This window comes from Pseudoalteromonas sp. MMG012 (genome assembly GCF_018100875.1).
Lineage (GTDB): Bacteria > Pseudomonadota > Gammaproteobacteria > Enterobacterales > Alteromonadaceae > Pseudoalteromonas > Pseudoalteromonas aurantia.
Genome location: NZ_JAGJEF010000060.1, coordinates 19,547 through 32,590 on the forward strand (window position 1 = coordinate 19,547; position 13,044 = coordinate 32,590).

Here is a 13,044-nt window from a genome sequence, read left to right on the forward strand (position 1 = left end):
TAGAATATTGGAGAGAAATTTATGACACAACGAACAATTAAGCATGGTGATTGGGTAAAAATCGTCGAGTCACGCACGGAGCAAAAAAAACAATCACTGCGCAAAGGGTCGCGTAAAAAAGTAGTATTGAGTAAAAAAGCCCCATTCCCTATTATATCAATGTTATTGGCTGGTTTTATTATCCTAGCAAGCGCTTGGATGTATTTTTTTGAAGAAAATACAACGCACAGCTCACTTTTAAATGTAGACACTCAAAACAAGATATCCCGCTATTTTTCAAAACAATTTATGATGGGCAGCTGGCAATTTAAACAAGCAAAATTTGATACTGGTGAAGTCAATATATTCATCAGCATCCCACAAAAACTTGCGATGAATAAGAATGAGCTGGAAGTGTAATCCCCCCGAAACGTCGGAGCAGTTATAAGTAGAACTTCCGTTACACTGAAACAAAGGAGTTTTCTATGCGTAAATCGAAATATACCGACAGCCAAATTTTGGCGATGGCGATATTGAAACAAAATGAGAACGGCGTTGCTGTTGCTGATCCTTGCCGTGAGCATGACATGAGTTCAGCACAATTTTATAAATGGCGAGCTAAATTTGGTGGTATGGATGCATACATGATGAAGCGACTCAAAGAACTTGAAGCTGAAAATAGTCGACTGAAAAAAATGTACGCTGAAGAATGTTTAAAATCCCAGATCAGACAGGATGCACTTGAGGGAAAGTTGTACGTAAAGAGATGGCAATAAATGCTGTTAAGCATTATAACATTAGCATTCGTTTCGCTTGTTTAAGTTTGGGAATTAGCGCCAGCTGCTATCATTATCAAGCCAAGCTCAGCGAAGAAAATACATTAATTGCAGATTGGTTGATACGATTAACTACAATTCATCGGCGCTGGGGCTTTGGATTATGTTTTTTATATTTACGAAATGTTAAAGGGTTTCATTGGAACCATAAACGGGTATATCGTATCTATCGTGAGCTTGAATTGAATCTGAGGATAAAGCCTAAGCGCAGGCTCAAGCGAGATAAACCCGAAGCACTCAGTGTGCCAAAGGCTATCAATCAAGTATGGTCGATGGATTTCATGTCAGACAGCCTTGAAGACGGACGTTCATTACGCACATTTAACGTGATAGACGATTACAATCGAGAAGGGTTAGCAATTGATGTTGATTTATCGATGCCAAGCCTGCGTGTTATTCGTTCATTAGAGCAAGTAATTGAATGGCGAGGGAAACCTTCATCGATCCGTTGTGATAATGGGCCAGAATACTTATCAAACGAACTGCTCAGGTGGGCCAATAAGCATCAAATAACACTATTATATATCCAGCCAGGTAAGCCCACACAAAATGCGTATGTTGAGCGCTTTAATAGAACAGCAAGACATGAGTGGTTGGACTTAAACATATTTGAAAGTGTTGAACAGGCGCAAGAACTAGCGACCAACTGGCTCTGGCTTTACAACAATGAAAGGCCTAATATGGCAATTGGTGGTGTACCACCAAAACAACGATTGAGAGGGTCTTAAAGAGTTTCTACGAATAATTGCTGTTTAAAATGGGGGTATTACAGAAGGTTATATTAAACACTCTTTATGTCCACCTGAAAATAGCCGAGTTTGGTTAGACATTGATAAAAACAACTTATTCATCAACCTTTATGTTGATTCACCAAGAAAAGGAAGTTTTGCGCAGTGCAGTAACCCAAACAGCCAAACTTAATCCTCCCTTTTTTAGCCCCCTGTACACAGCTTTTGTAAAGGGGGTTTACACCAAAAAACAACTTACTCAAGCTCTAAATTGGCTTTCTCTAATAACTCTACTGGCAACTCTTTACTCACCGATACTCCCAACTCTTTAAAGTCAGACGCTTGCTTAATCAAATTTCCTTTACCATGATAGAGTTGTGAAAAAGCCCGATCATAACTTTCTCTGGCCTTATCTAACTGGCGACCAACACCTTCCATACTGTGCAAAAAGCTATTTAATTTGCCATAAAATTTTTCAGCTCGAAGCGCTAACTCTCTACTGTGCTTACTTTGTTCCTCAAATCTCCACAGCTGCTTTACTATATTCATACTCGTCAACAGCGTAGTGGGTGTCGCTACTAGCACATTCTGCTCAAGTGCTTGCTGATACATATTCGGTGTGTGCTTAATAGCTTCAACAAACGCTGATTCAATCGGAATGAACATAATCACCACATCTGGTGAGTTGAGCCCTGGCAACCTCTCGTAGGATTTATCTCCGAGCTCTTTGATACGCGATAGAACAGCTTGTGAGTGTTCAATTAAGGCTGTATTCGCGTCTATTTCGCTCGTTGCATTAACATATCGTGTATACGCATTCAGCGAGGTTTTCGCATCTATAACTAGGTGTCTTTTTTGTGGTAAATACACTACCACATCAGGTCGATATTTACCGTCATCTGTGGAGAATGAAACCTCTCTTTTATAATCATACCCGGCCCTTAATCCTGCGCTATCTAACACATTTTCAAGCATAAGCTCGCCCCAGTTACCCTGGACTTTTTTCTGGCCTTGCAAAGCATTTGTTAACTGGCTGGCTTGCTCGGTAATATTTCGATTATTCTCTTGTAAGTGAAGCAATTCGGTTTTTAATGAGGCTCTTTGCTTTAACTCCTCGCTATGAATCGCTTCCATTTTGTCTCTAAAACCCTTTAGTTCACCTTGAACAGGCTTTAAAATTTGGTCGATTGTCTCTTGGCTTTTTTGACTAAAGCGTGCCGTTTTCTCTTCAAAGATCTGATTGGCAATATTTTCAAACTCCAGCTTTAACTGTTCTTTTGAATTTTTGAGTTGCGCTATTTGTGCATCAAATGCTTGCTGTTTCTGCTCAAACATTGCTTTAATATCCGTAAGCTCGATTTCAAGTTTGTGAGCATGAGCTTGAGCATGAGACAAATTATGCTCACTTTTCTGCCATAACTCCTGAAATTGATGAACTTGGGTTTGCTTTTCAGTGAGTCTTGCTTGGTATTGCTGACAATGACCATGAAGCTGTACTTTTTCTGCTTGAAGTTGCTGATACTCAGTTTGCAAAGTTTGAAGCTGAGATTGCACTTGTTCTTTAGCACTCAAACAATGAATGTATTGCTGTTCAAACACTGTACATTGCGTTTTAAGTAAGTGGCGACCTCGATAATAGAAGGGGAGGGGACATAAAATCGCCGATAAGAATAACGTGCCATGCAACCAAGATAATTGAGAAAAGAGTGCATCTAACATAATGTTCTCAGGTAATATTTTTAGTTAATAATACCTGAGAGCCTAACTGATATCACTTAATTAGTGTCATTGATTTGTTGTTCGTCATAACGATAGCCTGCGCCATAAACAGACCCGACCAATTTTGGAGAACAATCCAACAACTTGATCTTTTTTCGAATGTTTTTAATATGACTATCAATCACTCTATCTGAAATATCGAAGTTATCCGGCTGAATGTAATCTAAAATTTGCTGCCTTGAAAAAACGCGGCTAGGTGCATTATACAATAGCGCAAACACATCAAACTCAACTTTCGTTAGCGCGAGGATTCTACCTTTTAACGTTACAGTGAGTTGCTGCTCATCAACATTCACTAATTTCTCAGTTTCAACAGCGGGTGCGCATCTTCGCAAAATAGCTTTCACTCTCATTACCAATTCTGCAGCACTGAAAGGCTTACACACATAATCATCTGCACCAAATTCAAGTCCCTTTAGCCGATCAGACTCTGCGACTTTAGCTGTCATCATAATAATCGGCACCATGGAAAAGGCACGAATTTTCTTCATACATTCAACGCCGTCTTGATTAGGCAGCATGATGTCCATCAAGATTGCATCTGGGCTGTTTTTCTCAACCCAAGAAACCACATCTGCACCGTCAGCAATATGTGACGTTTTAAACCCCGATGCTTTAAAAAATAACATAACTTGCTCAGCTATATCAAAGTCATCTTCAACGATTAGGATGTGCTGCATAATTTCTCTTTGCTTAATTATTACTTAATTGATTTGCTTTTAATTGGTTTTTCACATCATTTTTTAACGAATCAGACAGTGTTTCGTCAAACAATAACATTGTTAAAATACTATTTAGGTCGTCACTGGTTGCGACCTCTACTAGTAGATCATAGTCACATTGTGATACAGGTTCAATAAAGTTTAGATGCGATGGTGTTTCTTCATGACACAACATATATATTCGCCTTCTAGATTAACTAAGTAATACTAGTTCAATGAACCAGTTACCTTATTTCAATGTATCTATTTAAACGAAACAATGTGGATCAAATGTGGAATTTCAAACCCAATATAAAATTTACGGACAGAAACAAAAAAGCCAGCAAAATCTGCTGGCTTTATTACAAATAAGTAATCAAGGGGGAAATCAACGTTAAGCTCACTGCTGCCAATAAGCATAATAATAGACAGCATACTGTGAAGTTAGTTCAGAATTATTTCACTCATTTCAAAATTATTTTATGATTTCAACATTTCTAACATCTGAGTTTCATCAAATTGGCTTAAATTCAAGCTCTTATCTTCAAATAAAGCATCAACCAACGCCTGCTTCTGCAGCTGCATACTATGCACTTTTTGCTCAATAGAATTAGCCATAATGAGTTTATAAACAAAGACCGGTTTATCTTGTCCAATACGATAAGCTCGGTCCGTCGCTTGATTTTCTACAGCAGGGTTCCACCATGGGTCAAAGTGGATTACGGTGTCAGCTTGTGTCAAGTTTAGTCCCGTACCTCCCGCTTTTAAACTAATCAAAAATACATCACATAACCCTTCTGTAAACGCACTTATTACACGTTCACGGTTTCGTGTTTGGCCTGTTAAAGTTGAAAATCCGATTTCACTTTCAGTCAATTGCTTCGCAATTAATTCCAGTACTGATGTAAATTGGCTGAAAATAATTACTTTTCTTCCTTGCGATAGCATGACGGGCAGGTGTTCATAAAGCCACTGAAACTTAGCACTTTCACTATTGACTTGCTTATCCACAAGCTGTGGGTGACAACAAATCTGACGCAACTTTAAAAGTGCATCTAAAAATACAAGTTTACTTTTTTGCGCTCCTTGTTCTTTAAACAATGTCAATAATTTATCTTCAATTTTGATCTGAACACTGTGATATAAATTCGCTTGTTCTGGAGTAAATTCAAGCTCTTTAATTAATTCAGTTTTATCTGGTAACTCTTTAACAACATCCACTTTTATGCGCCTTAAAATAAAAGGGGCAATTAAAGCTTTCAACTCGTTAGCACGAGCAATATCTTGTTCTTTTTCAATAGGAATCTGAAAGTAGTGCTTGAATTGTTGTTTAGTTCCCAAAACATCTGGCATCACAAAATCCAGTAATGACTTTAACTCCAATAAATTATTTTCAACAGGCGTACCACTAAGACACAATTTAAATTCCGCTTGTAATTGCTTAACACATTTAGATACTTGTGCAGACTCGTTTTTAATATACTGAGCTTCATCCAGTACAATAGAATCAAATTTAAGGCCTTTGTAATAATGTAAATCACGCTTTAACAATGGGTAAGTTGTTAATATAAACCGAGCTGTATGTACACGTTCTAACGTTTTTTCTCTATCGGAGCCGTGTACTGTAGTTAATGTTAAGTGCGGAGCAAACCGCTTAAATTCATTCTGCCAATTGCTTACCAGGCTCGTAGGACAAACAATTAAGCTAGGTTGAGTCATTAATGTATTGTGTTGACTAATAAAATAAGCAATCACTTGCAGTGTTTTACCAAGACCCATATCGTCAGCCAAAATACCGCCAAGCTGATGTTTATTCAGAAACTTTAACCAACGTATTCCTTGTTCTTGATAATCTCGTAGTACAAACGTCTGGCTATCAGTAGATGGGATATTAAACTGAATGCTTTGGGGTGAATCAAGTTCAGCTAAATAGTCAGTCAATTTCGCATCTGAGCTTACTACTGTGGTATTTTCTAACTCATAGAGCTTTCTGGCGTACGATAAAGGAAACTTGAACTGTTGACTTGAACTGTAATAACTAAATCGAGCTTTCAAACCAAGTAATTCATTAAAAGTAAGTGTAGGTATTGCATAGAACTGATCTGCAATTTGAATATACTGATGCAAATCAGCCAAATTATTGACATCAAGTGGCTCAGTCACATCCCAATCAAGTAAGATAGACTTACCATCAAACATCAATTTACCTAAAATATGGTGTTGCTTATCTCGCTTTAGTAACAATGTAACTTTGGGCGTTTGCACTGTTAACTCATGTGTTAGCTCATCAACGAGCCAATTTTGCGACTGCAGTTTAGGCCGCACCTCATGATTAAACCAATGTACTCCATTTGCATCATTTACAGGTAACAAAAACAATCCATTTTCAATTAAAAGACCTAGGCCTAATAGTACTTTTTCACATCGTTTAATGTATTTTGCATATTCCGTTTTAGAAAGCCCATCAGTTTCATCAATCGACAATGAAAAGCCTTTACTTGATGCGAGCGTTACAATATTAAGCCTTGTACGTAAATGTACTGAATGAGTAGGCGCAACGACCCCTTTAGGACTGCCAATCACATCAGTTGCAAATGTCTCTGAAAATCGCTTCATGACTTGCTGTAACTGATCGTTTGCAACACTTGGCATACTTTGTAAATGAGCGATTTCTACGGCACTGAGTTCGGAGTTTATCCTACCAAGCACCAACTTATCTGTATCTACATACATTGGTGGGTCAGTTCTAAGTAGTAACCAGTTATCTATAGAAGATAATTGAGCACATAATTGCGCATTAGATTGGCTCATATCCCAAACAAATTGCAGCCGTTGCTGATGACCTAATGTCAAAGGTTGACGTTGAGTTTGTAGGTAAAATCGTTTTGTTTTGACCAGTTGCTCAATCGCAGTAAACCCCCAGCGTCCAAATAACTCGAAGTGACCCGGTGGGTTTTGCGAACGGATCCAGTTAAATAACCTAAAGTCTGATTCGAGTAAATCTTGAAGAGGGATATGGCTATTTAGTTGTTGTTCCGATAATGGTCTACCTAGTGGATATAGACCATCAGGCCGCAATGGTGACAATTTTGGGCTTAACAGTACTTCTTTGTTATGAGGCTCTAAAACAAATAATAAAACGTTGTTGGCGCCTTGGAAGCTATCTTGCTGTAATTGAATAAGCTCATTAAACCAGTCGTTAACTAAATAAGCTTCTCCAAACCCGCCTGAGTGCTCTATTTTTAATTTCAGCAACACAGCAGCAATATGACGACATTTGGGATTATTAGAACACGTACATTGGGCATCTACACGAGCTGAATTATTTACTTGAGAAATCTTAATATACTGAGAAAAAGTATTCCCAAAATTACCTAATACTTGAGAATCTATACGAGAAAAGTCATCCGAGTGGTCTAAGTAACTAATTTGCGAATTGTTTAAATATTCCTTCGCTTTGACTAACAAAGCACTATTGAAGTACTGCTTCAAAAACCGTTCAGACAAAGGAAATTGTGCTGCTTGTTCCTGTTTAATTTCTTCGAACAATGCAAATAATTGTTCTTTAGATAACTGCGTTGACATCAGTTCAGCATGTAAAATGAAATATTTCGCCAGTATATGAAATTATAGGGACTACCAAAAGGTTTATCTCATAATAAAGTCGCGATTTTTAACTGGTTGGAGTAGCGAGTTAATTATCATTGCTTGTATTTCAACCAGTTAAAATTTCTCTATTATTTTGCTAACTTAATTATGTGGCTTAATTGTAATTAGCTAATAGCTTTTGTAATTGATCAATTCTTTTCTGAGTCAGTACCTTACTATCAATTTTAATTGTTACGTCGCCACTTTTAAGGTTCCTTTGAACTTTAATGAATTTGTTGTCTAATAAGGCTTCTGAGCGGGCCGGTTTGTTTTCAAATGTTGTTAAATAATGGGTTATCAACATTGCTCGCTTTTCATCACTGATCGTATCAGTCAAAAATTCTTGTTCATGAATATTTAAATGATTAACTTCGAATGCATTTTTATTGAGTTTAATTGCTTCAATTAATTTCTTTGCAGCTTCTCTCCCCAAATGATTGGCTGTGGGATATAAGCTAAGTACTTCCTTTGGAATATGCTCAAATGCTTTTAAAGCATCAGCAACAGCTGTATGAGATACGCCCTCAAGTGCGCCAATCTCGCGATATGACCCCTTTAAGCCTTGCTCCATAAGATAAGCTTTGGTGGCATGATAAGCTTGTCCTAATTCCCATAGGCTCGGTGCAATATATTGATCTGATGAAATAGCTAATGCTTTAGCATCTTGATCATTAAAATCTGAAGAAGTGAGTATAACGTAATCAGCCTCAGCGAGCATACACGCCTTTCTTCTCCTTGAACCCGATAACACCCATTGTTGTTGTCCTTTTTGCCAGCACAGAGCCGGGTGGAGGTTTCTCTTATCATTTTTTATCGCAGGTAAGATATCAGCGACCGATTTTTCATTTAGTAATGACTGCTCTCGTCTATTTTGACCATAAACGTGAGTATGATTTTCTATATTATGTGATTTTATCACCTGGCAGGTTAATGTAATTGTACGTTGTGGATCACTTGGTGCAGGCATAGTGATCACATCACCAATCTTAGCTTGATCCAATAGATCATCCAGACTACTTCCTTCTACTGGAGTTGCAAAAGGATCTAAACGGGTGTCATTTTTACGTTTTTTAGCCATGTTATTAAAAACCTTTTATCATTGACCGAGTGATGATTGTGTAGATAACCAATTAGAACGAATTAACATTTCTAATTCATCGACAACATCTTTTATATTTTCTTGTGATTTTACCAAAGATTCTCTACTGGCTAAGCTATCAGATGTTTTTTGATCAAAAATTGTATTAAACGATGAGGAACTCGCGGTAATTGCTGAGCTATGATTTATTGGATAACTCATAACTTGTCGACCAAATGCACTGCGAACGTCTTTAACAATATCTCGTTGCGAGTGATTACCTTTAACGTAGTTAGTAACCAAAAATTGCATAAAGTCCCAGCCCTCATGACCCAGTGCTGCTACAGTATGATATATCTCACCAAGTCTTTTTAAATATTTGTTATTAGCATCAAAATCAACAGCCTCAGGATGAACAGGAATGAGCATTGCTGTAGACGCCATTAATGCATTATAAAACATAAAATTTAGTGATGGGGCTGTATCAATTAAAATTATATCAAATTGTGACTCAACTGGCGTTATCACTCTTTCTAAAAGTTTATGGTAATGCCGAGTTTGATCATAACTTGAACTTTCTTTTAATTCTGTTGCTGTTTCATGTTCAAAATAAAAGTCATCCATCCCTGATGGGAGTACTTTAATATTTGGAATATGGGTTTCCTTAAAAGCATTGGTAACTACATCAGACCAGCTTTCATCTTGATCTAATTCAATACAGTCTCTCATTAAATCACCAACCGTAATGGGTTCAGGATCATTCGCTGGAAAAAAACTTGATGATGATCCTTGAGGATCTAGATCTATAATGCCAATTCTATATCTTTTAATATTTGTAGTTGCAAGTGCAGCAGCGATATTGACAAGTGATGTAGTTTTACCACAACCACCTTTAAGTGAATTGATAACGATAACTTGTAATTTATCAGTTGACTTTCGTTGATCTGCAGTTACTCCAAGAATGTCTGCCATAGAAAAAATATTAGCCAATGTATATGCGTAATGTCCATTTGCACCTTTTTGAATATGTAAATGATCGAAGTCACCTTGATCATGTCGCCTTTTCAAAGTTCTATTGTTACAACCTAATAAATCGGCAGCCGCTTTTTGAGTGTATGTTCTAAGCTCCTTTTCATCTGTTTTTAAATGAGCTCTGTAATGCTGAATTCGACCTTCTAATGATTGTTCAGCAACCTCTGCGGTTGCTTTTAACAAACGATAGGTTGATAGTGCTTTATTATTGATTGACATACGCGATATCCTTGACTTGATACTAAACATTATAATGTCCATTACTTTAGTAGTAAACATAAAAATATAAAGACATAGTATCAATTCTATTTACTCTAGAATAAATAAGAAGATTAAATTGGTTAAATATATAGGTATTAAAGGATAGAGCATAAAAATAATCATCAAAGCATTGATAATAATGAAGATTTGTTAAAATGGCAGATCGGATTTTAACGAAGTAAAGATCCGATCTTTATGTACTCCTAGATCACTATTCTACTAAGCATAAACTGAAAAGGTTAGTTGACCACAGCTTATGCACATAACTATTCACAAAACTATTGGGTTGGATCGTATTTATACTAAGATAATTCAAGAAGTTATAAACATTTTCTTTTGCACTCCATCGATCTAGTAGATTAGGATCGGATCCATTCTAAGTATAGATCTGATCTATACCAACAGAAACAAAAGTTATCCACATAGCGCTAAGGAATCCCCTTATTTTGACGTATATTTGAAAGGTTTTTTGAAAGTAGGGTCGGAAATATGCGCTATGTTAGTAATATATTGATCCAAAATATTTATTAGTTGGTAAAAATTAGATCTATGAAAAAAAAAACGTACGGATCACTTTTATACCAACTTAAATCATTAACTTTTGTTCATGAATATGTTGTTATTAGCTGTCATAAATTTTGGAAGTAATATAATGAGCCGAAAGGTGAACATCTCTGTAGATAATCTGCCCGATTCATTGCGTGGTCAGATCCATGGTGTGGAAAGTGCTATTGATAATGAAAGTTTAGCGCTATTTACTGATAATAAAGATGTTCGAGTATCATTAGAAAACGCTGCTCATGGATTACGTGCATACTCTAATACTTTTAATCATTATGATTTATGGGGGCGGTTTGTTCGCTCTGGGCATAAAAAGCTACCGTTAGAAGAAGCACCAAAAAAAACAATCATTACTCGTCGTATATCTGAAAAAGTTGATGGCATTTTGTACGAAGGTGAAATAAAAATAACGCCTGCGGTAGTGAGTAGCAAAAAAGAAGGGGAAGATGTTGAGTATCTTGTATGGCCTTCAGACAGAGAAGAAAAAGTAGAGCGGGCACTTATTCGGCTAGCTTCAAAAGGCAAAATTGTTAAAATAAATTTTAAGTCCGGTATTCAATATGCTGTAATTTTTTCGATGAATGAATTGGCTCAAGAGTTAAAAGCCGTTGGACAATCAATGCCTTACCCACAAATAAAAGAATCTTTAGAGGCATTGCAAGGTTCTAAATTGTCATTTAAATATTCAGCGACAGATACAAAAAATACGGATATCGATGATTCATTTTATGAGTCAAATATGAATTTCCTATCTTCCCTACATTTTAGTGGGAAAAAAGGGCAAGGTGGCAATATCAAATGTGTCGCATGTCTCAATGCGTTTGTACATAATATGATCGATAATTTAGAGTATAAAGGTTACTATTTTAACAGTGCGCAAGAGTTAAAGCGTGGATTATCCCGCTGGATGATGCTTCGTCTATATCATTTATGGCGCTATGCAGCGCCAGGAAAAACTTACCACTTCCGTCTTTTGTCAATAATGGAAAAATATGGCTCTATTTATTCAACAGATGAAATTGTTGAGAATAAATTAAAAGCACTACGTCGAGATATGACTACAACAATGAAGGACTTAATTGAAAAAGGTGCGATTTCTGATTACAGTATAAGCAATGTTAAAGACGATAATAGTGGAAAAATCATAGATTATGTGTATGAAATGCATCCTTCTGCTCAGTTTTGTGAAGAAATATTAGCACTAAATAAGCATAATAAACGAATAGAAATTCAAGGTGGCAAACGTATTGTTGAAGATGTAGAAGTTATTGATGAAGAAATTCTTGAGCAGATAGTTAAAAAATAACCGATTATTCGCCTAATTTTTCTAAATATATTCTATCAACAAGAAAGTTGTATGCTCTTTTTCTTGGGTGATTTTCTACTTTTTCATAATTAGTTAGCGTTCCAAGCTTTGTATTTCTATCTGGGTTAAATAAAATAAATGGGAGCGCTGCACTAACGTGATATCTATTTTCCGCAGTAAAGCGAATATTAACTTCAGGGGATACTCTAGTTGGTCTCCTAATTCTGAGCTTACTTTTTTCATTCAAATTTGAAACTCTTAGTTTTTCAGTTTCTACAAGAGATATCCAAGACTGTTGATCGATCATTCTTGGGTTTGTGTAATTTGATGAGTTATTCAACATTTTTAGTGCTGTATCTTTTGATAATGTGCGTATAGCATGTTTTGTCATCCAAGTAAATCGAATTGAGTAAGGGTCTGCTATTTCACTATGGATTTTTCTATATGCTGCAAGAGTAACCAAATTAGGGATGGAACTGTGCACAGCATCGAAGCGGGCATCATTATTTTCAATAGATAAGATAAGGTTTTTAAAATCACTTTTGGCTTTATTTACCTCTCTTAATCTTGATTGTATATATAGATTTTTATCGTTAACCGTTATTAGCCCTGGGTGACGTTGGATTATTTTACCGCTTATTTTTTTATCTAAATAAAGGTCTTTGTAAGCGTTTATTGCTTTGTTTAGCGCACTTGTTCCAGAAACTTTTTCTACATGAATGGTTTCCGGCGCTTTATTCTCATCTTCTTTAGTTATGAGAGGGAGCTGGTAGTAATCTGCAGAGACGATATCAGCTTCCGCTAACTCTTCGCAAAATAGAGAAATCTGTTCGTGTAAATAATCAAAATGAGATCGTATTGAAAATGGCGTTATCATGTTAGTGACGATTGTTCCTATTATATATAGTATATGATGTGTTCTTTCACTATCTTTAATTTTAACATTGAATCTAATGGCAAGTCTAATAAACGGCTTCAAAATCCAGTCCGTTGCTTATCCGATTTACTATGTTGCTACTATTGATAAAATAGTTAATTCAAGCTTTGATGGGCTAACTCAATTTGTCATTACAGGTACTATTTTGCTTTAGAGCAGATCAGAGCTTCGACAGTTCATTCATGCTGCAGTAAAAAA

Annotated in this window: 10 protein-coding genes; 3 read left to right on the forward strand and 7 right to left on the reverse strand. The window is 36.3% G+C overall.

All coding sequences use genetic code 11. From position 1 onward, the window contains the following. Nucleotides 1-21 precede the first annotated feature (21 nt). Both J8L97_RS17255 and J8L97_RS17260 read left to right on the forward strand, forming a co-directional pair. Complete coding sequence (locus J8L97_RS17255; RefSeq protein ID WP_211051676.1) at nt 22-399, forward strand: hypothetical protein; 378 nt, start codon at nt 22-24, stop codon at nt 397-399. A gap of 65 nt (nt 400-464) precedes the next feature. Then, nucleotides 465-1,543, forward strand: a protein-coding gene (locus J8L97_RS17260; protein ID WP_247688714.1) for an IS3 family transposase whose coding sequence is annotated in 2 segments (ribosomal slippage) — nt 465-722 and nt 725-1,543 — 1,077 coding nt in all. Because the reading frame shifts where the segments join, the coding sequence is not laid out codon by codon here. Nucleotides 1,544-1,798: 255 nt separating this feature from the next. On the opposite strand, the gene rmuC is transcribed toward J8L97_RS17260, so the two are convergent. The 6 genes from rmuC to J8L97_RS17290 form a co-directional block, all read right to left on the reverse strand. Further along, nucleotides 1,799-3,262, reverse strand: a complete 1,464-nt coding sequence (rmuC, locus tag J8L97_RS17265) for a DNA recombination protein RmuC (RefSeq protein WP_211051677.1) — start codon at nt 3,260-3,262, stop codon at nt 1,799-1,801. 56 nt (nt 3,263-3,318) lie between these two features. Further along, a complete protein-coding gene (locus J8L97_RS17270; RefSeq protein WP_211051678.1) occupies nt 3,319-4,002 on the reverse strand; it encodes a response regulator in 684 nt (227 codons plus the stop codon). A 13-nt stretch (nt 4,003-4,015) separates the two neighbouring features. Continuing rightward, nucleotides 4,016-4,219, reverse strand: coding sequence for a hypothetical protein (locus J8L97_RS17275; RefSeq protein ID WP_192509335.1), 204 nt, complete (start codon nt 4,217-4,219; stop codon nt 4,016-4,018). 284 nt (nt 4,220-4,503) lie between these two features. Continuing rightward, nucleotides 4,504-7,608, reverse strand: coding sequence for a DEAD/DEAH box helicase (locus tag J8L97_RS17280; RefSeq protein WP_211051679.1), 3,105 nt, complete (start codon nt 7,606-7,608; stop codon nt 4,504-4,506). Nucleotides 7,609-7,786: 178 nt separating this feature from the next. After that, nucleotides 7,787-8,749: a ParB N-terminal domain-containing protein gene (locus tag J8L97_RS17285; protein WP_211051680.1), complete on the reverse strand. Its 963-nt coding sequence runs from the start codon at nt 8,747-8,749 to the stop codon at nt 7,787-7,789. Nucleotides 8,750-8,767: 18 nt separating this feature from the next. After that, nucleotides 8,768-10,000 carry an AAA family ATPase gene (locus J8L97_RS17290; RefSeq protein WP_211051682.1) on the reverse strand — a complete coding sequence of 411 codons (1,233 nt, stop codon included), beginning with the start codon at nt 9,998-10,000 and terminating at the stop codon, nt 8,768-8,770. A 694-nt stretch (nt 10,001-10,694) separates the two neighbouring features. Here J8L97_RS17290 and J8L97_RS17295 point away from each other — a divergent pair. Continuing rightward, a complete protein-coding gene (locus J8L97_RS17295; protein ID WP_211051683.1) occupies nt 10,695-11,909 on the forward strand; it encodes a replication protein A in 1,215 nt (404 codons plus the stop codon). Between the two features lie 4 nt (nt 11,910-11,913). On the opposite strand, the gene J8L97_RS17300 is transcribed toward J8L97_RS17295, so the two are convergent. Next, the gene (locus tag J8L97_RS17300; RefSeq protein ID WP_211051685.1) at nt 11,914-12,786 is read right to left on the reverse strand and encodes a DNA replication terminus site-binding protein; all 873 of its coding nucleotides are present in this window, start codon (nt 12,784-12,786) and stop codon (nt 11,914-11,916) included. Nucleotides 12,787-13,044: the final 258 nt, after the last annotated feature.